Consider the following 22,232-nt stretch of genomic DNA (forward strand, 5'->3'; position numbering starts at 1 on the left):
CTTTACGCTTATTCTACAATTTCAATACGGAATACGTTGATCGTGTCCACATCGGGGCAGCAAAACACCGCCGTGCCGTCCTCCTGCCCGGGAAGATGGCCGCCGTAGCGCAGAATGTCGATGTATGGGAACGCAACGTGCATCGCCATCGGGCAAAGCTGCCCGCGCTCAGTGTCAAAGTCGAAGCTGTCGCCGATTTTGTGCCCGCGGTGACAGCCGTGCTTGCCTTTTCGGTCGATCAGCGTAATTTTGATCTTGGGTCTGCTCATTTGCGCCACGGCTCCTCACCCTGATGCAGAATTTCCATCTGGCACAGACGCATCGCATTCAGCGCAGTATCGTGTGACTCCGGCGTGACGCACGCGCACAGTGCCGCGTCAATCACGATGTTTGCCTCCGGAAATGCCGCCTTGCACAGCATGGCGTTGGAAATCACGCAAATGCCGGTGCATACGCCGACAAATTCAATTTCCGTCGGCGGTTCCGGCAGCGCGCGGAGCATGTCCGGCAGGGCCACCGAGCCGAACGTCGGCTTGCGGATGATGCGGGACGCCGGAATGCCGTCCACAGCGGCAGCAATGGCATTGTCCAGTGCATGACCTTCCGTTCCTTCGATGCAGTGCGGCACCGGCAGATGACGCCCTTCGTTTGTCTCCATGTAGTTCGGCTGATGGGTGTCCAGCGTGACAAACAGATTCTCACGCGGTGTATTTTTTGCCTTCTCTGCCACATAGGGCACGATAGCGCGCGCTTCCGCCGTACCGAGAGGGCCGCTGATAAAATCCTTCTGCATATCCACTACGATAAGAATTTTCATAAATTACGGTTCTCCTTTGTGTAGTGGTTATAGTATAGCATTGTTTGATGGGTTTTCCAATGAAGTTTGTGTGGCTTGTGCGTTAGCGAGTGCTAATAGTTGATTATTCGCTTGAGAAGCGAGCGGAACTGCGCTAACGCCGTGCGGGCGCATAAGAGGGTAGACAACCTGCGGTTTTCCACCCTCTTATGAATCTCCCCTTTTCCCTTGGATAGTCTGGCGCAGACCGGAGACCGGCGACCGCTGCGAAACATGGGAACGGCAGAGGATTTTTTCTTCCGCAGAGACGCACTGCGTGCGCTCATGTATCTGCGTATTCGCAGTGTCAGATACCGTTCTGCTACACAGGCGGTTTATTCTACGCAGAGCGCGGCACAAGGTGAATTGCCCGAAGGGCAAGAGAAGGTCCCCTGGGGGATAGCAGTGCCGCGCAACTTGTTTGCGCGTTGTGCCGGAAGGCACCTGCGAATCTATCTGATTTATACCATTTATCCTCACAGGTGCTGTCTGTAATCTCCAGACTTACGAATCGTGCGGCACTGTCATGCCGCACCTGCTTAGATGAAATCACATGTGTAGCAGAACACTATCTGACACTGCGAATCGGTTGCGAAAGACACTGTAGTAAAAATCCTCTGCCGTTCACCTTTTTCGAAGCGGTCACATGTCGGCGATCTGCGCCAGACTAACTAATAAGGGAAAGGTAGGAGTTCAAAGAGGAAGGGAAACCGCAGGTGTCCCTTCCTCTTTGTCCCCGCCGCGGACGCGGCAGTCTCCCGCGCTCCGCGGAGCGCAATTTCTCTCTGAATGTCAGCGAAAACCTCCCCGCCCGTCAGGGTGAACCGCCTGCGCGGTTCAAATACCCCGCTCAGCCGGTGCAGCAAAAGGTGCTGCCCAGAAAAGGCGAACACGCTTACGCAGTTCGTGTACCCTGCAAAACCTGTGCAGAAAACAGCCGTTACCCGATGAAATCCTCCACCCGGTCTGCCGCCCTGTGCATCGCATGCTCCGCCTTATGCGCCGCGTGCTTGGCATTCCGCCGCATCGACGGATTGAGCATCGCGCCGGCCGCTACCATCGAAACCACCGCGCCTGCCATCGCTCCGGTTGCAATGCCGGAAACAAAAGGTGAAATTCGCATAAAAGATCTACCGCCTTTCATAAAGTTTATAGAATCAGTATGCCCGCTCGTCCCTCAAATTTTACACAGCAAAAAAATGCTTGTTTGGCACAATCGACTATTTACAATCGCATGTTCATATTATATAATATATCTAACAATCCGCCTTTAAGGTGCGGCCCGTGAGCCGCGCAAGGCAGAAAACAGTGCATACGCCGTCAGCCGTAAGACAAGGGGACAGGTGTAGTGTTTCGTGCGGCTTTCTGCTAATTGTTGTGGCGGAGAGTCATTTTTTTGCATTTTTGAAGGGAGGCGGCAGATTGACCGAACCGAAGATCATACTCGATCAGGATGGCATTCGCCGTGCACTGACCCGCATCGCGTTCGAAATCGTGGAAAAAAACAAGGGCGCGGAGCACCTGCTGCTCGCCGGTGTGAAAACACGCGGTATCTATCTGGCACAGCGCATTGCTGCCAAGCTGGGCGAGGTTGAAGGCACGGCACCTCCTGTGCTCGAGCTGGACGTTACGCCGTGGCGCGATGACGTGCCGCGCATGGACGCTCCTCTGCCCGATCTCGATCCGCGCATTGCAGGCGCGACCGTCATCATCGTGGACGATGTGCTGTACACCGGACGCACCGTGCGTGCCGCCATCGAAGCCATCTCTCACCGAGGACGCGCCGAGCGCATACAGCTGGCTGTGCTGGTCGACCGCGGTCACCGCGAACTGCCGCTGCGGCCGGATTATATCGGCAAAAACCTGCCTACCGCGCGTGATGAACGCGTTTTTGTCCGCCTGACCGAAGTGGACGGCGAAGACAGTGTAAACATACAAGCTCGCAATCCGTAAAACAACATCGCACCTGAGAAAGGAAGAACCGAATGTCTATCCAAACCTTAGTAGAAAAGATCAAGGAAAAAGGCAACCCGACCGTAGCCGGCCTGGACGCTCGACTGGAGTACATCCCCCAGCATATTTCGGGACGCAACATGATGCTGCACGGCGAAACGCTGCGTGCTGCCGCTGAGAGCGTCGTAGCCTTCAACTGCGGCCTGATCGACGCACTGTGCGACATTGTTCCGGCCGTAAAGCCGCAGGCTGCGTATTACGAGCTGCTCGGCTCCTACGGTGCGATGGCGCTCAAGGAGACCATCGACTACGCACACGCCAAGGGCATGTACGTTATCGGCGATATCAAGCGCAACGACATCGGCGCTACCGCAACCGCTTACGCAGAGGCTTACCTCGGCAAGACCCGCGTCGGCGATACCGAGATCGCACCGTACGGCTGCGATTCGGTTACCGTAAACGGCTACCTCGGCACCGACGGCGTAGAGCCGTTCCTCAAGGAGTGCCGCAGCCGCGAGAAGAGCCTGTTTATGCTGGTCAAGACCTCCAACCCGTCCTCCGGCGAACTGCAGAACCGCGACATGGAGGGCAAGCCGCTCTACGCCCGCATGGCCGAGATGGTAGCAAAGTGGGGCGAGGGTCTGGATACGCCGTGCGGCTACAACCAGATCGGTGCCGTAGTCGGCGCAACCTACCCGGAGGAACAGAAGATCATCCGTGAGCTGCTGCCGAAGTCCTACTTCCTCGTACCGGGCTACGGCGCGCAGGGCGCAACCGCAAAGGACATCGCCAATGCATTCAACGACGACGGTCTCGGTGCTATCGTAAACTCCTCTCGCGGCATCATGTGCGCATGGAAGAAAACCGGTAACAACGGCGAGGACTATAAGGAAGCCGCCCGCGCAGAAGCCATCCGTATGCGCGACGACATCGTAGCGGCGATTAAATAATATAAACCGCGCCATCGGCGCGCATTAAAATAGAATTTGCCTTGCAAATTCATAAAAACCTGGAGCACGTATCAGCGCAGCGCGAATGAAATCGCGCAAGGCGAGCGCCGGTTTTTATACAAGTACGGAGCAAAGTTTCGCTCGTCGGAACTTTGTGCAGTTCTGGACATATCCGCGCTTTCAGCGCGGTATATCCCCTCGATTGAAACCGTGGTTTCAATCGAAGAATTAAGGAGCGTGTGGATATAGTGAAAAAAGCATACTTACTGCTGGCGGACGGCACTCTGTTCGAGGGTACCGCAGTCGGCTACGAAGGACAGAGCATCGGTGAGGTCGTATTCAACACCGGCATGGCAGGCTATCAGGAGGTTCTGACCGACCCGTCCTACTACGGTCAGGTCGTTACCATGACCTACCCGCTCGTCGGCAACTACGGCATCAACTTTGAGGATTATGAGTCCCGCAAAAGCTGGGTTTCCGGCTTTATTATGCGCGAGATGTGCGAATACCCGTCCAACTGGCGCTGCAAGGTAACGCTCGACGAGTACCTCAAGGCACAGAAGGTCGTTGGCCTTGCTGGCATCGATACCCGCCGACTGACCCGCAAGCTGCGCGGCGAAGGCGTTATGAACGGTGTTATTTACACCGAGGGCTTCGAGCCGGATGAGCAGACCATTGCGGAAATGAAGGCTTACGTTGTAAAGGATGCGGTTAAGACCGTAACCTGCGACGAAAATATCGTTTATCCCGCTGACGGTGAGACCAAATACCGCATTGCCCTGTTCGATTACGGCGTAAAGTACAACATTGAGCGCGAGCTGTGCAAGCGCGGCTGCGAAGTCACCGTTGTTCCGGCATACACCAAGCCGGAGGACGTAGTCGGCAAGTACGACGGCGTGATGCTGTCCAACGGCCCCGGCGACCCGGCGGAGAATGTCGAGATCGTGGCAAACCTCAAGGAGCTGCTGAAGTCCGACATGCCGATCTTCGGCATCTGCCTCGGCCACCAGCTGCTGGCACTGGCTATCGACGCAAAGACCACCAAGCTGAAGTACGGCCACCGCGGTGTCAACCATCCGGTAAAGGACATCGACGCGGACCGCACCTACATCACCTCGCAGAACCACGGCTATGCCGTTGTAGGCGAGTCGGTTGACCCGCAGATTGCCCGCGTGCGCTATGTCAACCTGAACGACGGCACCGTTGAGGGCCTCGAGCACATCGGCCGTCCGGTATTCACCGTTCAGTACCACCCGGAGGTATGCCCGGGCCCGATGGATACCTCGTATCTGTTTGATAAGTTCATCGAAAATATTGAAAAGTCGAAAGGAGGCGCTCAGTAATGCCGCTGCGCAAAGATATTCATAAGGTAATGGTACTGGGCTCCGGCCCGATCGTTATCGGTCAGGCTGCCGAGTTCGACTATGCAGGCACGCAGGCCTGCCGCGCACTGCGCGAGGAGGGTCTGGAGGTTGTTCTGGTAAACTCCAACCCGGCAACCATCATGACTGACAAGGCTATGGCGGACAAGGTTTACATCGAGCCGATGACCGTCGAAGCCGTTCAGGAGATCATCAAAAAGGAGCGTCCGGACTCTCTGCTGCCCAACCTCGGCGGTCAGACCGGTCTGAACCTCGCCATGGAGCTGTGTGAGAACGGTTTCCTTGATAAAATGGGCGTAAAGCTGCTCGGCGCTAATCCGACCACCATCGCAAAGGCAGAGGACCGCCAGATGTTCAAGGACACCATGGAGAAGATCGGTGAGCCGATCATTGCCTCCAAGGTTGTTCACTCGGTCGAGGATGCGGTTGATTTCACCCGTGAGATCGGTCTGCCGGTCATCATCCGTCCGGCGTACACGCTCGGCGGCACCGGCGGCGGCATTGCCTACACCTGGGAGCAGCTGCGCGAAATTGCGGCCTCCGGCATCATGTACTCCCGCGTGGACGAGATTCTGGTCGAGAAGTGCATCGCAGGCTGGAAGGAAATCGAGTACGAGGTAATGCGCGACCACAAGGGCAACGCCATCACCATCTGTAACATGGAGAACATCGACCCGGTCGGCGTACACACCGGCGACTCTGTTGTAGTTGCGCCGTCGCAGACCCTGTGCGACAAGGAGTATCAGATGCTCCGTACCTCCGCACTCAACATCATCACCGAGCTGGGCATCGAGGGCGGCTGCAACGTGCAGTACGCACTCAATCCGGAATCCTTCGAGTACGCCGTTATCGAGGTAAACCCGCGTGTTTCCCGTTCCTCTGCGCTGGCTTCCAAGGCAACCGGCTACCCGATTGCAAAGGTAACCGCAAAGATTGCAGTCGGCTATGGTCTGGATGAGATCTCCAACGCCGTTACCGGCAAGACCAAGGCATGCTTCGAGCCGACGCTCGACTACTGCGTTGTCAAGTTCCCGCGCTGGCCGTTTGACAAGTTCGTTTACGCGGACAACACCCTCGGCACCCAGATGAAGGCCACCGGCGAGGTTATGGCCATCGACAACAGCTTTGAGGGCGCACTGATGAAGGCCGTCCGCGGCTGTGAGATCAAGCTGGACAGCATGATCGCCCCGCATATCCAGAAGCAGTCTGACGCCGAGATTAAGAAGGGCGTGTCCCGCACGGACGACCAGCGTCTGTTCCACATCTGCGAGGCTCTGCGCCGCGGCATCATGACCATTGAGGAGATTCACGACATCACCACGATGGACGTGTTCTTCCTGCACAAGTTCCAGAACATCATCGACATGGAGAAGGAACTGGCTGCAGCTGACAAGATCGACTCCGATCTGTACATCCGCGCCAAGAAGATGGGCTTCCTCGACAAGACCATCGAGCAGCTGTCCGGCAAGGACATTTCGGATGTTAAGCGTCTGCCGGTATACAAGATGGTTGATACCTGCGCCGCCGAGTTCGAGGCAGAGACCCCGTATTACTACTCCACCTATGATGAGGAGACCGAGGTTGCACCTCCGTCCGGCAAGAAGAAGGTTCTGGTACTTGGTTCCGGCCCGATCCGAATCGGTCAGGGCATCGAGTTCGACTACTGCTCGGTTCACGCTGTCTGGGCACTGCAGAAGCTCGGCTGCGAGACCGTTATCATCAACAACAACCCGGAGACTGTTTCCACTGACTTTGATACCGCTGACCGTCTGTACTTCGAGCCGCTGACGCCCGAGGACGTTACCGGTGTTGTTGAAGCAGAGAAGCCGGATTACGCTATCGTACAGTTCGGCGGCCAGACCGCCATCAACCTTGCGGCGCACCTTGAGAAGCTGGGCGTTCCGATCCTCGGCACGCCGGCATGGTCGATTGACGCCGCTGAGGACCGTGAAAAGTTCGACGTTATCCTCGAAAAGTGCGGTATCCCGCGTCCGGCAGGCCACACGGTTATGACCGAGGAGGAGGCTGTCAAGGCGGCTGACGAGCTTGGCTATCCGGTTCTCGTTCGTCCGTCCTACGTTCTGGGCGGTCAGGGCATGGAGATTGCCTACAAGGAGGCCGATGTCCGTGAGTTCATGCAGGTTATCACCCGCAACAAGGTTGAAAACCCGGTTCTGGTCGATAAGTACATGATGGGCCGCGAGATCGAGGTCGATGCCATCTGTGACGGCGACGACATCCTCATCCCGGGTATCATGGAGCACTTCGAGCGCGCAGGCGTTCACTCCGGCGACTCTATCTCCATCTATCCGTCCATCAACATCGAGCAGAAGCACAAGGACACCCTCGTTAAGTACACCGAGGCTCTGGCAAAGAACCTCGCTGTTCTCGGTCTGGTCAACATCCAGTTCGTTCTGTACAACGATCAGATCTATGTTATCGAGGTAAACCCGCGTTCGTCCCGTACCGTGCCATACATCTCCAAGGTTACCGGCGTGCCGATGGTCGATCTGGCTACCCGCTGCATGTTCGGTGAAAAGCTGAAGGACATGGGCTGCGGCACCGGTCTGCATCCGGAAAGCGACCACTATGCGGTCAAGGTTCCGGTATTCTCGTTCCAGAAGCTGCGTGATCTGGATACCCAGCTTGGCCCTGAGATGAAGTCTACCGGCGAGGTGCTCGGCGTTGCCAAGACCTTCCGCGAGGCACTGCTCAAGGGTCTGACCGGCGCAGGCTTCCAGATGAAGAAAAAGGGCGCTGTCCTGATCTCGGTCCGTGATTCGGACAAGCAGGAGGCAATCCGCATCGGTGAGCGCTTCGAGGCTCTCGGCTTTGATATTTACGCTACCAGCGGCACCGCAAACGTGCTCAACCGCCACATGGTCGCCACTAACGCCATCCGCAATGTGGATGAGCCGTCCCCGAACATCATCGACCTGATCGAGTCCGGCAAGATTGACTACGTTGTTGCCACCTCGGTCAAGGGCCGTCATCCGGAGCTTGGCTCGGTACACATCCGCCGTACCGCGGTAGAGCGTGCAATCCCGTGCCTGACCTCGATGGATACGGTTTCCGCGCTGCTGCGCTGCCTGGAAGGCGATATTAAGATTGAAAACTGCGAAATGGTTGATATCAACACCATCTGATTGCAGTGAAATAAAACAGAAACCCGAAGGGAGGAACTTCGTAAAGAAGTTTCTCCCTTCGGGTTTTATAATCCGCCGGAATAGAGGCGCCGTATGAACAGCATCCTGAACCGTGACGGAGGAAATAGAAAAATCATTCCAGTCTCTTGTATAGCGTAAGAAAACAGAAACGGTGCAGTCAATAAGACTACACCGTTCCGAAAAATGTTAAATTGAGATGCAAAAGCTGTCTTGGGGCATCTTCTTTGTGGAGGGTGCCCAAAATCGACTGCTTTTTATTATGCTGTTGTACGAGAAAAATTAGTCCTCGTCGTCGATCTCCAGGTAATCCTCAAGATCCTTGAACAGTGCGGTCGGATCAACATCGTCCTCGAGAACGATCTGAAGCGGCTCGTTCAGGGACAGCAGGAACATACCGAGCAGGCTCTTTGCGTCTACCATACCGCTCTTGCCGTGAATCCAAATATCAAAACCGTAACGAGTTACGATCTTGTTGATCTTCTGAATGTCGTCCGTATTCTTTACACGGATACCTCTGGTCATAATAACTACCTCCTGAGATTGTACTTCGTGAAACCCTTTTATGTTAGTTTCATTATAGCATAAAACAGCAGAAAGAAAAGAGGTTTTTGTAGATTTTCTCATTTTTCAGCGTTTTTCGCTTAACATAAGCACAATTTCTCAATTAATTAGGCACTATTCACAGATTATAGGCTATATGTTTGTGCACAGTGTCGAGTCTCTCGGTCGGATGATTCGTGAGAAGCGACAAAAAGCTGTACAGAAAATCGTATATTCTGTCAGGCAGGATTTTACTTACCCAGTGAAACAGCGTGATCCCGCTGTGACAGGCGGCCTTTCCCTGCGGTATGCAGCAACAGCACGGCGGCGATTACTGCGGTCAGCACCTCCGCGATGGGGAACGCCAGCCACACGCCGGCCGGCAGCAGGTGCGCGAACAGCCATGCCGCCGGCAGTACAAAAATCAGCTGGCGCAGCAGCGACACGAGCAGCGACTGCACACCGCCCTCGGTGGCCTGGAACACGCCCTGTATGGCAATGTTTGCACCTGCGAATACAAAGCTGACCGCCAGCACGCGCAGACCGGTCACGCACAAGCCCATCGTGCCTGCGGACAGTGAGAAAATACCTGCCAGCGGCTGCGCCAGAATTTCTACAGCCGCAGTGCAAACCAGCATGAGAACGATGGTGTACATCAGACCGCAGCGCACGCCCTCACGGATGCGTTTCGCATTCTGCATGCCGTAGCTGAACGACACAATCGGCGTAATCGCGTCACGCAGACCGAACGCCGCGAACAAAACGAACTGCTGAATTTTGTACACAATGCCATAAGCGGTGACATACGAACTGTCCAGACTGCCGAAAATCAGATTGACACAATAATTCATCACGCTCATCGCGCCCTGTGCTATGATGGCCGGTACGCCGATGGAGTAAATCTCGCCGACGATACTGCGGCGCAGGCACAGAGCCTTGCGGCTGAACGGCAGTTCCCTGTTCAGCCGGAAATGGAACACGGCCGCCAGAGCCAGAGACGCAATCTGACCGAGCACGGTCGCCCATGCCGCACCTGCCACGCCCAGTTTCGGACAGCCGAGCAGACCGTAGATCATGATTGGGTCAAGCACGATGTTCGTCAGTGCGCCTGTCACCTGTGCGATTGTAGAATAAAGCGAACGGCCGGTCGCCTGCAGGGTTTTCTCAAACACCGAGAAGAACAGAATGCCGAACGATGCCATACAGCAGATGCGCAGGTACTGACTGCCCATCGCCAGAGCGGTCGGGTCGCTCGTCTGCGAGCCGATGTACGCACCCGCACCGAACGCGCCGAACAGCAGGCACACCGCATAAATAATCCCCATGAGCGTCAGCGCATTGCCTGCCGCTGCCCCCGCCTTCTCCCGGTCACCTTGACCAAGCGCGCGCGCAATAAGCGCATTTGCGCCGACACCGGTGCCGATGCCGACGGCGACCATCATCATCTGCACCGGAAACGCAAGTGTCAGCGCGTTGACCGCGATTTCACCGTTTTCCGCTATGTTTGCCACAAAATAGCTATCCACAATGTTGTAGACCGCCTGCAGCATCATGGATAGTATCATCGGTGTGCCCATCTGCAGCATGAGCCGTCCTACCGGCGCGGTCGCCATTCGTTTTTCTGCCTTGTTCCGATCCATATCGAAACCTCCTGATTGGATTTTCGGAGTCTTTGCGGAAAGCTGCCACAACCTGTCTTTTGCACAAAAGAAAAAAGTGCGTAAATCTATCTGGATTTACGCACTTCTGCTACTCGACTGCTTTATTTTATCAGCGTTTTTCGCACTTGTCAAGCGTTTAGACCGGATACTTCCGAAAGATTCCCGGTGCAACACCGACGTTCTTGCGGAAGCTGTGAATGAAATTCTCCTCGCTGTTGTAGCCGGTCGCGTAGGCGATTTCTTTGACCGACAATTCGGTGGACGCCAGCATATACTTCGCCTTGTCAATGCGGCGCAGCACGATATACTCATACGGTGAATAGCCGGTCCGCGCCTTGAACTGCCGTGAGAAATGCGATGGACTCAGGCTGACGGCTGCTGCCGCGTCCTGCACGCCGATCGGCTCGAACAAATGCCGGTTCATATAGCGGATGGCCTGTGCAATACGGTCGCCGCCTGCGGTGCTCTCGGTGGTCTCGTCCAGCAGGAGCAGGCACAGCAGCCTGTGGATCAGCTGTGAGCACCGTGCCTCGCTCAGCCGCGCGTCCTCGGCGCAGGCGCTCCGCAGAGAATCCAGCATTTGCGCAATCTCCGCCGGTGCGACCGGCGAAAATGCCCTGCGGCCGCGTGCCTGCAGGATTTTCTGATAGAACGCGCGGGCATTCAGGCCGTTGAACAGCAGCCAGGTGAACTCCAGTCCGTCCGAGGCGGCATAGCTGTATGGCTCACGGCAGTCGAACAGCACGATCTGTCCGGCTCCGGCGATGGCAGGCGTACCGTTCAGCGTCAGCTCCATTGCGCCATCATGCACAAAAAACAGCATGATATTTTGGTTGTGGTCACCCTGCAGGGCAATTTCCGACCGGTGATTGAAGGAATACCGGCTGTTGCAGAAGTAATGTCCGAGCCGCGTCGGGTAATAAAAAAGCTCCTTTGCAAGCGAAGACGGTGTAAAAAAGTACCGTTCCGAGGTCTGATGGACACCTAATTCGGGAATCAGCATAGCGGTCACTCTCCTTGCCTCTATCCTATCAGAAGTATCCGTTTGATGCAATAGCGAATAGCAGGATTTCGCAGGTTTAGGGTGATTTGTATCATTGGCAAGACGGCAGAAACGCTTTATAATAGAGCCATCAAACAGGGAAGCCACCCTTGATATGGCAAACAGACAAGGAGGATCATTCTTATGAAAATCGCATTTGACGTTGACGTTCTTGCCAAGCAGATGTCCATCAACGATTATGTTCACAAGGTAGCTGACTGGGGCTACAAGTACATCGAGCAGTCCCCGCATCCGCGCATTAACCCGTTCTACAAGCACCCGCTGTTCTCCAAGGAGTGCCAGCAGGAGTACAAGCAGGCTCTCAAGGAGACCGGTGTAGAGATTTCCTCTTTCATCGTTGTTTACCGCTGGTCCGGCCCGACCGAGGAGCAGCGCCAGCACGCAGTTGCAAACTGGAAGCGCATGATTGAGATCGCGGTTGACATGGGCGTACCGGTCATCAACACCGAGTTCTCTGGCGACCCGAACCAGCAGGAGATCTGCAACGGCATGTTCTTCAAGTCTATGGAGGAGCTTCTCCCGATCATCGAGCGTGAGGGCATCCGCGTAGAGTGCCAGTCTCATCCGTATGACTTCGTAGAGCTGAACGACGAGGCCTGCGACATCGTTAAGTCCTTCCGTTCCAAGAACCTGGGCTACGTTTACTCCGCATCCCACGGCTTCTTCTACGATCAGGGTAAGGGCGACGTTCGCCACATGCTGAAGTACGCCGGCGATGAGCTGACCCACGTTCTTCTGGCTGACACCTGGAACCAGACCAAGGACTGCCGCTACATCGTAAATCCGCCCTGGCTGAACCAGCGTGGCCGTGCTGACTACACCATCCACCAGCACACCGCTATGGGCGAGGGTGAGGTTGATTTCGACGGCATCTTCGAAACCCTGCGTGAGATGGACTTCGCAAACAAGCAGCTGAAGCCGGACGCTCCCAAGGTTGGCGGCGACAATATCATCTGCGTATCCTACTTCGGCTTCCCGGAGAAGATGGATCAGCAGGCTCCGGAGGCACTCGACCGCATCAAGCACGAGCTGCTGTAAAGAATACTTCCTGAATACACAAAAGGACTTGGGTTTTCACTCAAGTCCTTTTTCATTCGGCAGATAAAAACGGACAAACCGCTTTGGTTTGTCCGTTATATTTTTATTCTCCGCAGCCGGGGCAGTCGGAACAGTCACCGCACTCGATACCTTCTGCGGCTTTGCGGTCCTCATAGGCGCGCAGCGTGCCTTCGGTTATGTGGCTGAGAGCCGCCAGCCGCTCGTTTACCATATCCCACAGGCACATCGGCAAATGGTCGCGGTGTCCGCGGTGGATAGTCACGCACTCGAAGCAGTTGCCGTGATGGCGGCACGCCTCCTTACACGGGCAGTGATCACCGGATTCGCTCACCTGACGCAGAAATTCCAGCTTGATCTTGAGTGCTTCTTCCTTCTTGCCCTCGCGGTCAAGGTCGTTCTGCAGGATGGCCAGCTCGTTTCCGTCTATTTTCATAAGTATCGCTCCTCTATATATTGCACTGTATTGCATTTCCATCATAGCAGAGTTTTGACAGTTTCGTCAAAGCAACTTTATCCAAAACCGTGTTTTCGTGCAGTTATACAGATTTTCAACACTCATTTTATCTATTTTGCCATTGACAAAAAGGACAAAATAAAGCCCTCATTCACAGACACATGAACGAGGGCTTTTACTTCCAAATCTCCATAGATCCTCTTTTCCCGACAGGATATTTCCCATCGCATTTGGATTGGTATTCGGTTGTTTTTTCGGCATCTTTCGATCTTACGTTCGCGGAACCGCCCGGCTAAGGTTCGTTTACTGCACAAACTACATAATCCGTTTGGTTGCCTTTCCTACATTCGGGAACTCTATTTCCAGTGGGTGATGCGTCACTGCTCGGCGGAAGATGTGATACAGCCTGCCTTGTCGAACCGGATTTTACTCGGACTTTGATATCATCTCGTTCCGATACGGTATGTCTATGCTGCAGATACTCATCAGTATGCCCATCGGCGGGTGCAGCATCCGGCAGGTATCGTAAGATACTTCGTTTTGTTCGCCGGCGCATCAAATATCAGGGTTCTGTCATGTATGAACCTTACTTTCCTGCTGCCTCGATCCGCTTGACTGTCTTAGTATGCCATGTACGGATAGTTAAATTCACGAGGATAGCTTCCCCAAAGTTACCGTTGTTGTTACCTTTGCTTAGAAGCCGATCGCGCTTTTCAGGCGGTTCAAATTGTGGAATTGGAACTCGCTCATTTTTTCAGCTATCACCTTGATCGTTTCGGTCACAGCGCCGCGGCGAGTCCCGCGAACTGGTAAGATGCCTCTTCTGATACCATTGGACTCACCTCTTTCGTGGGTATCAAACCGGATTGACATCCTTCAGATTAGATGAAGGTTTGCGCCTTTTGGAGTAAAACCCCTGTTTTACTTTGCCTTTGGTGTTTGCCTTTATCTTTTCTGTGTCATTATAATATCATTAATATTGCACAACGTCAAGCGTTTTTTACGACTTTTTAGACTGCATATTGCACAACAAAAAGCCATCCATTTCGGTGATTTGGCTCTTTTCTCCAAGTGTGGAATTTGGTATAATGAAAGTGTTAGGGCTTGCGAAGCGAGCGGAATCTGCGCTGACGCCGCGCGGGCGCGGCACGGGTATGTCGCGCAACTCGCTGGTCTGGATATAACGGATGACACCTCCGAGTTACAATTATCAGTAATCTTTACCGTAGGGTGCAACGTCCTCGGCACACCGTTACTTTCTGAACTGCACCATCTGCATCGCAGGGGCGGTCATTGGCCGTCCACGCAACGTGAGGATATTACTTAAGGCAACACCGCAAAATTTATTTGCAAACCGCTCTTGTTGGGTTATGCGGTATTGTCTTAACTCCCACTTGGTAGGAGCTCTTCACTCTAATTTCTAATCACTAACTACTAATCCCAAAAGGAGGCTATTGCAGTGGAAAACTTTAGCTTTTATATGCCGACACGCTTATTTTTCGGTGCCGGATCGGTCAAGCGTCTGGCCAAGGCACGTCTGCCGCAGGGCACGGGTCTGATCATCACCGGCGGCACCTCCACCACCAAACTGGGCTATGTGGCCAAGGTGGCGGATACGCTGGCGGAAGCCGGTCACCCGACCGTGGTATACAACAAGGTACAGCCGAACCCGACGATCGAGGGCGTACGCGAGTGCGCTGCGCTCTGCCGTGAGCAGAACATTGCATTTGTTGTCGGTCTCGGCGGCGGCTCGTCCATCGACACGGCCAAGGCGGTTGCCATTATGGCGACCAACGACGGCGACTGGTGGGACTACATTCACGGCGGCACGGGCGGCGGCAAGCGCATGGCCAATGCCGGACTGCCGGTTGTTGCCATTCCAACGACCGCAGGCACGGGCACGGAGGCCGACCCGTTCACGGTTATCACCAACGGCGAGGAAAAGATCGGCGGCGGCGGCGAGAAGTGCTTCCCGACCATTTCGATCGTCGATCCGGACTTTATGATGACAGTTCCGCCGCATCTGACGGCATACCAAGGCTTTGACGCATTCTTCCATGCGGCCGAAGGCTATCTGGCTAAGACTGCAAGCCCGATGAGCGACATGTTCGCGCTGCAGGCAATTGCGCTGATTGGCAAATCGCTGGCAACAGCTGTTAAGAACGGCGGCAACGTCGATGCACGCGCGGATGTGGCACTGGCGAACACGCTGGCAGGTTTTGTCGAAACGCTGTCGAGCTGCAGCGGCGAGCACGCCATCGAGCATGCGCTGAGCGCGTTCCATCCCAATCTGCCGCACGGCGCGGGTCTGATCATGCTGTCCAAGGCATACTGGAGCCGCTTCAAGGACACCTCAGCTGACCGCCTGCAGGCCATTGCACACGCACTCGGACGTGCGGACGGCGATTTTCTCGCTGCGCTGGCTGAGCTGCAGCAGGCGTGCGGCGTGGACAAGCTGCGCCTGTCCGACTACGGCGTAAAGCCGGAGGACGCAGGCGAACTTGCTGACAACGCAGCAAGCACCATGGGCGCCCTGTTCCGTGTCGATCCGCGCACGCTGTCCCGCGAGGAGATTATGGACATCATCACCGAAAGCATTTAAGCGAATACGCTGAGAGCGGACCGATTGGTCCGCTCTTTTTTCGACAACGGCAGTTGCTAACACATTTTCGCGCGATAGCGCTGACTTTTTGACTTTGGGAGGGAGAAAGTTTCAACCAACGGGCGGAACTTTCAGACGACTTTGTGTCGTTTGCGTTACATCTGTGTTACACTGCTTGTATTGCCGCCAGATCATGCTATAATAGTCACAGAGTATGATATACGTCATACATCTATTAGCTTGCGGCTCTGCCGCAGACAAGGAGGTACACTCTATGAAATTTCAACAGGTAATGGCATTTTTCCTCACCGGTGCAGTGGCACTCTCCATGAGCACCACCGCGCTCGCTGCCGACCTTCCGGATAACGTTGATACCACCGTATCCGCCACACAGACCGCCGATGAGCAGGAAAACAACCTTTACGCCAAGAACGACAAGGACCTGACCGATGCCGAGTTCGAGCAGAAATACGAGCTGCCGGAGAACTCGTGGTTCACGCCCGCAGTCCGCTATGTGATTGAGAACAACATCATGCTGCCGGCGGGTCATATCAACGGCAAAGAATATTTCCCGTGGTTCAATCCGGCGGAGAACCGCTGCACGGTTGCCGAAGCGATTTACAACAGTGCAAAGCTCGTTGACCCTGAACTGACTGCATCCTATGCGGGCATGGCCATCAAGGAAGCACCTGACTACAACCAGATTTATGAATCTGATCGTCCCGGCATGACATTCTGCTTTGAATCCGGCATTATGACCGGCGACAGCCAGCACTACCTGCGTCCCTATGACTCCATCTCCCGTCAGGAGTTCGCGGTAGTGCTGCAGCGCTACATTACGCTGCTCGAAAAGGCCGGAAAGATTACGGTTTCGACTGATACAAGTGTGAATACCGCGTTTACCGATGCTTCTTCGATCGCTCCGTGGGCGAAGGATGCCGTTGCGTTCTGTCAGACCAACAAGCTGATGAACGGCGACAATCACGGCGCATTCAATCCCAAGGGACAGATTAAGTCGGTTGAGCTGGCACAGGTGCTGTACAACCTGTCTCAGCAGATCAAATAATGTGCAAAACCACCTGTTATCACTGATAACAGGTGGTTTTTCTATGTCTTTGGGGCATCAATTTCACGTCACAGTTTTCAGTCAAAACGCGAATTGTAAAAATACGGTTTATCTGCTATAGTACAGATACCGAGAGACCGCTTCCGTGAAAGAGGTAACAGCTCATGAAAAAACGCATTGCATTCCTGCTGATCGTTCCGCTGCTGTGCGTGCTGGCTGCAAGTCTGAACATCAGCTATATGCCGACCGGCGGCCTGCTTTTTGTCAGCAGCACGCCGGACGATGAACTCACTGTCTGGCAGAAAACCATGCCTGACGGCACCAAAATCGCCGTTTACGACAGCGAAACCTCCATCGTATATGCGAAATACCACGGTTTGGCATACACCATCACCGAGATTCAGAAACCTGCGGACGGGCATTGGCTGCCGGAGTCCATTAAGGTCTACCGCGGTTCGTACACCTCTCCCGACAACACATAAGAGAACAGCCTCAGAGCGTGATTTTTGCACGCCTCTGAGGCTGTTTTATTTCATTCCATGATGGAAAATTCAATTTCTTCGACGGTATAGCCGTCCTCGATGATGGTCGGTGCGCGGAACAGGTCATCCTCGAGCGTATGCGGCAAATGCGCCAGACACAGGTGCAGCACGCTGCCGCCGCCCTCTCTCTGCGTGAGCAGCAGCCGTCCGCCGTGCGCCTGCGCGATTTGATTGACGAGCGGCAGGCCAAGACCAAGCGGTGTGCCGCCGCGCACGAGCGCCCGGTAATCGTCCATCGAGGTGGTGCGCCGCCAGCCGGAAAGCAGGTCATCGAACTTCGCAGGGTCCAGTCCCGGACCGGTATCGGCAACCGCAATCGTCACAAAATCCCGCGTATCGGTCAGCGAAACCGTGATTTCACCGTCCTCCGGTGTTACGCGCAGCGCATTTGTCAGCAGGTTATAGATTGCCGTACGCACCAGTCTCGTGTCAATGAGCGCGTCTGCGTGCTCCGGCACCTGTACGATGAATTTTGCACTGCCCGCAGGCGCATGCGTCTCAGCCTGCTGTACGGCATCGAGGCAGAGCGCTGACAGGTCGCAGCGCCGCAGAGAAAGCTGCTCGGTCAGCAGAGGGTCGTGCAGTAAATCCGAGTGCGTCAGCAACCGGTACAGCCGCATGCACTGTCGCCGCAGCCCGTCTGCCAGTGCAGGATCCTCCACCTGCTCGGCCTCGGCCATCAAAGCGCCCAGATAACGCGAGCTTTTGTCCTGAATGACCCGCAGGCTGCCGTCATAGGCGGCACGGTCGCGCCGCAGATACGCCAGCAGTGCACCGCCGCGGTGCGGGATCATTTCGACCGTGTAGACCGTTCCGTCGATGTCCTCCTCTGCGGTGCAGGCAGACTGTGTATTTATGCACCGGAGCAGTATATTCCGCGTGCTGCCGCTCAGGAACGGATCCAACTCCTCCATCGGGTGCAGACCGGAAAGCTGCTGTGCCGCGTCGCTGCACCGCTCAATACGCAGCGTATCGCTCACCGCGAACAGCGCCGCATGCCGCAGCTCGGTGCGCAGCAGCAGCTCGCGGACTGCGTTGCCGTCCAGCTGCGAAAAAAATGTGTCTTCCATCATTATCCTCCCAAAACACCGTGTAATTTTACCTTTGTACTGTGGGAAAGCTGCTGTCATTCTCGATCGTGTTTTCCTGCGTCCGGTATATGCTGCGCGGTATTTGGCATACTAATCTCTGTCTTCGCGGATGTGAAAAAACAGCACGGCGTGCGCTGTGCTTTTCTCATCCCGAAAATCGGGGGATTATACAAACCGAATCCCCATATTTTGTACGATGTGTTTATTATACCACTGCCGCTACTGTCATTGCAAAGAAAATTATACAAAAATACCGGTCGGAATGACAAAAAAATCACAAATATTACACCTTGCGGCAAACTGCGCATTTAGTGTATAATAAAAACATCAACAGAGAACTTCATCAAAACATTTAGGAGGAACACTGTAAAATGGGTATCAAAGTAGGTATCAATGGTTTTGGCCGTATCGGCCGTATGGTTTTCCGCGCTGGTCTGAAGAACCCGAACATTGAGTTCGTAGCGGTAAACGATCCGTTCATGACTCCGGACTACATGGCATACATGCTCAAGTATGACACCATGCACGGTCGTTACGACGGCACCATCGAGTATGATGACAACTCCATCACCGTTGATGGCAAGAAGGTTCTGTTCTTTGCAGAGATGGACCCGAAGAACATTCCGTGGGGCAAGGTTGGCGCTGACTACGTTGTAGAGTCTACCGGCGTATTCCTGACCAAGGAGAAGGCACAGGCTCACATCGACGGCGGTGCTAAGAAGGTTATCATGTCTGCTCCGTCCAAGGACGACACCCCGATGTTCGTAATGGGCGTTAACCAGGACACTTACACCAAGGATATGACCTTCGTATCCAACGCATCCTGCACCACCAACTGCCTGGCTCCGATCGCTAAGGTACTGGACGAGGCATTCGGCATCACCGAGGGCCTGATGACCACCGTACACTCTGCAACCGGCACTCAGAAGGTTGTTGACGGCCCGTCCAAGAAGGACTGGCGCGGCGGCCGTGCTGCTTGCGGCAACATCATCCCGTCCACCACTGGCGCTGCAAAGGCTGTAGGCAAGGTTTACCCGAAGCTGAACGGCAAGCTGACCGGTATCTCCATGCGTGTACCGACCCTGGACGTTTCCGTTGTTGACCTGACTGCTAACCTGGCTAAGCCGGCTACCAAGGAAGACATCTGCGCTGCTATGAAGGCTGCTTCCGAGAAGCCGCTGTCTGAGGGCGGCCTGAAGGGCGTTCTGGGCTACACCGAGGATGCTGTTGTATCTTCTGACTTCCTGGGCGACGAGCGCACCTCCATTTTCGACGCTAACGCTGGCGTTTACCTGACCGACACCTTCGTAAAGGTTGTTTCCTGGTACGACAACGAGTGGGGCTACTCCAACAAGCTGCTGATGCTCATCGAGCACATGGCAGAGGTTGACAACAAGTAATTGTTGCCCACTGGCGTAATACAGTGAATAGAAATACCCTTATTCTTCGGAATAAGGGTATTTTTTATCTCTTTTTGTTTCTGCTGATATGTGATTGACACGTTCGCTGTCTCGTGTTATAATTACTTCAAATTTAGACTATCTATTTTTGAAGAGGTGTTTTCATGAATCCATACATGGAATTTGCGCACAAGACCGATCTGGCATACAGTGCGCTGTGTCACTCGCTGTGCCGCGAACTCAAGCTGACACAGACGGCGTTTGACATCCTGCTGTTCCTTGCCAACAACCCCGGCCATGACACCGCCAGCGACATCGTGGAGCTGCGCCGGATCAAGGCGAACCTCGTATCAGTCAACGTCAACCGGCTGGTCGAGGAGGGCTATCTGCGCCGCGAGAGCATCCCCAGCGACCGCCGCAAGACCCGTCTGATATGTACCGACAAGGCGCTTCCCATCATCGACCGCGGCCGCGCATTGCAGGCGCAGTTCATCGACCGTCTGCTCTCCGGCATGAGTGATGAACAGCGGCAGGCGTTTGGCGATGCCGTCGGTGTCATCGACCGCAATCTCGACCAGCTCTTGCAGGAGGTGCGCTGATATGACGATGCTTTTCACCGTGCTCGTCACGTTTTTCGCCGGCATGGGCGCTGGCCTCGGCACCGGCTTCGCGGGCATGAGCGCCGCCGCCGTTATCAGCCCCATTCTCATCACCTTTCTGCACATGGACCCGTATATGGCGGTCGGCATCGCGCTCTCATCTGACGTACTGGCGAGCGCCGTTTCGGCCTATACCTACGGCAAAAACAAAAATCTGGATGTCAAAAACGGCCTGCTGATAATGCTCAGCGTGCTTGTATTCACCGTGGTCGGCAGCTATATCGCCAGCCTGCTCCCCTCGCGAACGATGGGCAGCTTCTCGGTGTTTATGACGTTCCTGCTCGGCGTGAAGTTCATCGTCCGTCCGGTCATGACCACCAAAGAGGCGATGATGAACGTGTCCGCGCGCAAACGAGCTGTGCAGTCCATTGTCTGCGGCGTGCTGATCGGGTTTATCTGCGGCTTCATCGGCGCGGGCGGCGGCATGATGATGCTGCTCATCCTGACCTCGGTGCTCGGCTACGAGCTGAAAACCGCCGTCGGCACCAGCGTGTTCATTATGACGTTCACAGCGCTCACAGGCGCGGCCTCGCACTTCGCCATTGGCGGAATGCCTGACCCGCTGATCTGGACTCTGTGCGTGATCTTCACGCTCGTGTGGGCACGCATCGCTGCCGTGTTCGCCAATAAGGCCAGCCCGAAAACGCTCAACCGCGCCACCGGCGTGATTCTTGTCGTGCTCGGCCTTGCTGTTATGTTATTCTCCAAAATCGCATAAACAAACCCCTTTCCGCTCTGTCGGAAAGGGGTTTTTCAGTTGAAAATTGAGAATATGGATATTTTTTTGCCTGAACACAAATTGGTGCTGGAACATGATGGGTACTATTATCACAGCAGTCTGGTGGCCAGAGAGAGGGCAGAACGGAAAGACCGCGCCCTGCGAGATGCGAGATATCAAGTGCTTCGAATCTGTGACAGCCGGGAGCTGGCTGAGCCGGTTGTATTGCAGAAGACGAAAATTCTGTATCGGTTTGATGAGCAGGACAGGCATCTTGACCAAATGATCGCCTCTGTATTTTGCTATCTTGATTTACAGCCGCTCGATTTTCATCACCGGCGGGATCAATATACAATTAATCAAATGTATTTTCATGAGCGAAAGAAACGCACTCTGGCGGTAGAATATCCTGCAATCGCGTTGGAGTGGAGCACCCGCAACGCCGACAAGCCTGATACTGTATTCAGCGGTTCACCTCGAAAAGTTTGGTGGCACTGTCCAAAATGTCAGCAAGAGTATCAAGCAACGATCGCTAACCGGACCAAGCGCCGTTCCAACTGTCCGTTCTGTGCCAATCTTCAGGCGTATGAGAAAAACTGCCTGGCAGTGCTCCGGCCGGAAATTGCCGCGGCGTGGCATTCTGCGTTAAATTCCCCTCTGACACCTTATGATGTAGTGCCCGGCTCTGAAAAAAAAGTATACTGGATCTGTTCGGAAGGACATGTTTGGAAAGCAGCCATCTGTTCCCGCACCAATTCCCGAAAAAGCAGATGCCCCATCTGTCATCCGAGAACTGGGACGCGATGCGGCTTGGTGAGGCTGCCAGAGCCTGCGCTTATTTGAATCTGGCACCCCACAAAGAATTTGCCGCTTTGCCCAGTGAGATAGCAGGGCAATCCCATAAGAAATTGGGGTGGAAATGTGAAAAGGCCATGAGTGGCGATGCGAGAAGGGACATGTCTGACAGAGTTCCATCAGCAAGCGGATTCACGGGGATGGCTGTCCATATTGTTCCGGTCGGCGCCCAAGCAGAGCGTATTGTCTGCAAGCCTGCTACCCTGCCCTTGCTCCTATCCGTACAGAGTGAATT

Annotated in this window: 20 protein-coding genes; 12 read left to right on the forward strand and 8 right to left on the reverse strand. The window is 54.7% G+C overall.

Translation table 11 applies throughout. The features are described 5' to 3' along the window. Positions 1-8: 8 nt before the first annotated feature. The 3 genes from DW088_RS13165 to DW088_RS13175 all read right to left on the reverse strand — a co-directional run bounded on the left by DW088_RS13165 (position 9) and on the right by DW088_RS13175 (position 1,958). Positions 9-269 carry a TIGR04076 family protein gene (locus tag DW088_RS13165; RefSeq protein ID WP_117489263.1) on the reverse strand — a complete coding sequence of 87 codons (261 nt, stop codon included), beginning with the start codon at positions 267-269 and terminating at the stop codon, positions 9-11. Further along, entirely contained in the window at positions 266-817 is a 552-nt protein-coding gene (locus DW088_RS13170) for a cysteine hydrolase family protein (protein WP_110435911.1), read from the reverse strand. Before DW088_RS13170 ends, DW088_RS13165 begins: the two co-directional genes overlap by 4 nt. A 958-nt stretch (positions 818-1,775) precedes the next feature. Beyond that, positions 1,776-1,958 carry a hypothetical protein gene (locus DW088_RS13175; RefSeq protein WP_110435910.1) on the reverse strand — a complete coding sequence of 61 codons (183 nt, stop codon included), beginning with the start codon at positions 1,956-1,958 and terminating at the stop codon, positions 1,776-1,778. 299 nt (positions 1,959-2,257) lie between these two features. Between DW088_RS13175 and pyrR the strand changes: the two genes are divergently transcribed. The 4 genes from pyrR (at position 2,258) to carB (ending at position 8,266) form a co-directional block, all read left to right on the forward strand. Continuing rightward, on the forward strand, positions 2,258-2,788 hold the full coding sequence (gene pyrR, locus DW088_RS13180) for a bifunctional pyr operon transcriptional regulator/uracil phosphoribosyltransferase PyrR (protein ID WP_118361225.1): 531 nt from the start codon (positions 2,258-2,260) through the stop codon (positions 2,786-2,788). A 32-nt stretch (positions 2,789-2,820) separates the two neighbouring features. Beyond that, the gene (gene pyrF / locus DW088_RS13185; RefSeq protein WP_117489270.1) at positions 2,821-3,738 is read left to right on the forward strand and encodes an orotidine-5'-phosphate decarboxylase; all 918 of its coding nucleotides are present in this window, start codon (positions 2,821-2,823) and stop codon (positions 3,736-3,738) included. Positions 3,739-3,986: 248 nt separating this feature from the next. Continuing rightward, on the forward strand, positions 3,987-5,081 hold the full coding sequence (locus DW088_RS13190) for a carbamoyl phosphate synthase small subunit (protein WP_118361227.1): 1,095 nt from the start codon (positions 3,987-3,989) through the stop codon (positions 5,079-5,081). Beyond that, positions 5,081-8,266: a carbamoyl-phosphate synthase large subunit gene (gene carB / locus DW088_RS13195; protein WP_118361229.1), complete on the forward strand. Its 3,186-nt coding sequence runs from the start codon at positions 5,081-5,083 to the stop codon at positions 8,264-8,266. Before DW088_RS13190 ends, carB begins: the two co-directional genes overlap by 1 nt. Before the next feature lie 300 nt (positions 8,267-8,566). Here the strand turns inward: carB and DW088_RS13200 are convergent, their stop codons facing one another. From DW088_RS13200 to DW088_RS13210, 3 genes are all read right to left on the reverse strand, one after another. Then, positions 8,567-8,809 (reverse strand): HPr family phosphocarrier protein, encoded by a 243-nt coding sequence (locus DW088_RS13200; RefSeq protein ID WP_118361231.1) that lies wholly within the window; start codon positions 8,807-8,809, stop codon positions 8,567-8,569. A 269-nt stretch (positions 8,810-9,078) separates the two neighbouring features. Further along, positions 9,079-10,467, reverse strand: a complete 1,389-nt coding sequence (locus DW088_RS13205) for an MATE family efflux transporter (RefSeq protein WP_118361233.1) — start codon at positions 10,465-10,467, stop codon at positions 9,079-9,081. Between the two features lie 157 nt (positions 10,468-10,624). Further along, positions 10,625-11,491 (reverse strand): AraC family transcriptional regulator, encoded by an 867-nt coding sequence (locus tag DW088_RS13210; RefSeq protein WP_118361235.1) that lies wholly within the window; start codon positions 11,489-11,491, stop codon positions 10,625-10,627. A gap of 183 nt (positions 11,492-11,674) precedes the next feature. On the opposite strand from DW088_RS13210, the gene DW088_RS13215 reads away from it, so the two are divergent. Then, positions 11,675-12,589 (forward strand): sugar phosphate isomerase/epimerase family protein, encoded by a 915-nt coding sequence (locus tag DW088_RS13215; protein ID WP_118286227.1) that lies wholly within the window; start codon positions 11,675-11,677, stop codon positions 12,587-12,589. Positions 12,590-12,692: 103 nt separating this feature from the next. Here DW088_RS13215 and DW088_RS13220 read toward each other — a convergent pair whose 3' ends face one another. Further along, a complete protein-coding gene (locus DW088_RS13220; RefSeq protein ID WP_199720441.1) occupies positions 12,693-13,043 on the reverse strand; it encodes an LPS biosynthesis protein in 351 nt (116 codons plus the stop codon). Positions 13,044-14,523: 1,480 nt separating this feature from the next. Here DW088_RS13220 and DW088_RS13225 point away from each other — a divergent pair. The 3 genes from DW088_RS13225 (at position 14,524) to DW088_RS13235 (ending at position 17,214) form a co-directional block, all read left to right on the forward strand. Further along, positions 14,524-15,666, forward strand: coding sequence for an iron-containing alcohol dehydrogenase (locus DW088_RS13225; protein WP_243029939.1), 1,143 nt, complete (start codon positions 14,524-14,526; stop codon positions 15,664-15,666). 274 nt (positions 15,667-15,940) lie between these two features. Beyond that, complete coding sequence (locus DW088_RS13230) at positions 15,941-16,732, forward strand: S-layer homology domain-containing protein (protein ID WP_158574698.1); 792 nt, start codon at positions 15,941-15,943, stop codon at positions 16,730-16,732. A 164-nt stretch (positions 16,733-16,896) separates the two neighbouring features. Next, entirely contained in the window at positions 16,897-17,214 is a 318-nt protein-coding gene (locus DW088_RS13235; RefSeq protein ID WP_118361239.1) for a hypothetical protein, read from the forward strand. A gap of 50 nt (positions 17,215-17,264) precedes the next feature. Here the strand turns inward: DW088_RS13235 and DW088_RS13240 are convergent, their stop codons facing one another. Continuing rightward, positions 17,265-18,344 carry a sensor histidine kinase gene (locus DW088_RS13240; RefSeq protein ID WP_158574699.1) on the reverse strand — a complete coding sequence of 360 codons (1,080 nt, stop codon included), beginning with the start codon at positions 18,342-18,344 and terminating at the stop codon, positions 17,265-17,267. A 392-nt stretch (positions 18,345-18,736) separates the two neighbouring features. On the opposite strand from DW088_RS13240, the gene gap reads away from it, so the two are divergent. The 4 genes from gap (at position 18,737) to DW088_RS13260 (ending at position 21,985) form a co-directional block, all read left to right on the forward strand. Continuing rightward, positions 18,737-19,765 carry a type I glyceraldehyde-3-phosphate dehydrogenase gene (gene gap / locus DW088_RS13245; RefSeq protein ID WP_118361243.1) on the forward strand — a complete coding sequence of 343 codons (1,029 nt, stop codon included), beginning with the start codon at positions 18,737-18,739 and terminating at the stop codon, positions 19,763-19,765. A 164-nt stretch (positions 19,766-19,929) separates the two neighbouring features. Then, positions 19,930-20,364: a MarR family winged helix-turn-helix transcriptional regulator gene (locus DW088_RS13250; protein WP_118361244.1), complete on the forward strand. Its 435-nt coding sequence runs from the start codon at positions 19,930-19,932 to the stop codon at positions 20,362-20,364. A 1-nt stretch (position 20,365) separates the two neighbouring features. Further along, entirely contained in the window at positions 20,366-21,142 is a 777-nt protein-coding gene (locus DW088_RS13255) for a sulfite exporter TauE/SafE family protein (protein WP_118361246.1), read from the forward strand. Between the two features lie 39 nt (positions 21,143-21,181). Further along, on the forward strand, positions 21,182-21,985 hold the full coding sequence (locus DW088_RS13260) for a zinc-ribbon domain-containing protein (protein WP_118361248.1): 804 nt from the start codon (positions 21,182-21,184) through the stop codon (positions 21,983-21,985). Positions 21,986-22,232 lie beyond the last annotated feature (247 nt).

This window comes from Butyricicoccus sp. AM05-1, from assembly GCF_003474415.1.
In the GTDB taxonomy this organism is placed as follows: domain Bacteria; phylum Bacillota; class Clostridia; order Oscillospirales; family Butyricicoccaceae; genus Agathobaculum; species Agathobaculum butyriciproducens.

Excerpts from the sequence above, each read along its gene's own strand:
- DW088_RS13205 (WP_118361233.1), bottom strand. The coding sequence starts at position 10,467 with ATGGATCGGAACAAGGCAGAAAAACGAATGGCGACCGCGCCGGTAGGA.
- DW088_RS13220 (WP_199720441.1), bottom strand. The coding sequence starts at position 13,043 with ATGAAAATAGACGGAAACGAGCTGGCCATCCTGCAGAACGACCTTGAC.
- DW088_RS13170 (WP_110435911.1), bottom strand. The coding sequence starts at position 817 with ATGAAAATTCTTATCGTAGTGGATATGCAGAAGGATTTTATCAGCGGC.
- DW088_RS13175 (WP_110435910.1), bottom strand. The coding sequence starts at position 1,958 with ATGCGAATTTCACCTTTTGTTTCCGGCATTGCAACCGGAGCGATGGCA.
- pyrF (WP_117489270.1), top strand. The coding sequence starts at position 2,821 with ATGTCTATCCAAACCTTAGTAGAAAAGATCAAGGAAAAAGGCAACCCG.
- DW088_RS13210 (WP_118361235.1), bottom strand. The coding sequence starts at position 11,491 with ATGCTGATTCCCGAATTAGGTGTCCATCAGACCTCGGAACGGTACTTT.
- DW088_RS13255 (WP_118361246.1), top strand. The coding sequence starts at position 20,366 with ATGACGATGCTTTTCACCGTGCTCGTCACGTTTTTCGCCGGCATGGGC.
- DW088_RS13215 (WP_118286227.1), top strand. The coding sequence starts at position 11,675 with ATGAAAATCGCATTTGACGTTGACGTTCTTGCCAAGCAGATGTCCATC.
- gap (WP_118361243.1), top strand. The coding sequence starts at position 18,737 with ATGGGTATCAAAGTAGGTATCAATGGTTTTGGCCGTATCGGCCGTATG.
- DW088_RS13250 (WP_118361244.1), top strand. The coding sequence starts at position 19,930 with ATGAATCCATACATGGAATTTGCGCACAAGACCGATCTGGCATACAGT.
- carB (WP_118361229.1), top strand. The coding sequence starts at position 5,081 with ATGCCGCTGCGCAAAGATATTCATAAGGTAATGGTACTGGGCTCCGGC.
- DW088_RS13240 (WP_158574699.1), bottom strand. The coding sequence starts at position 18,344 with ATGGAAGACACATTTTTTTCGCAGCTGGACGGCAACGCAGTCCGCGAG.
- DW088_RS13200 (WP_118361231.1), bottom strand. The coding sequence starts at position 8,809 with ATGACCAGAGGTATCCGTGTAAAGAATACGGACGACATTCAGAAGATC.
- DW088_RS13165 (WP_117489263.1), bottom strand. The coding sequence starts at position 269 with ATGAGCAGACCCAAGATCAAAATTACGCTGATCGACCGAAAAGGCAAG.
- DW088_RS13230 (WP_158574698.1), top strand. The coding sequence starts at position 15,941 with ATGAAATTTCAACAGGTAATGGCATTTTTCCTCACCGGTGCAGTGGCA.
- DW088_RS13235 (WP_118361239.1), top strand. The coding sequence starts at position 16,897 with ATGAAAAAACGCATTGCATTCCTGCTGATCGTTCCGCTGCTGTGCGTG.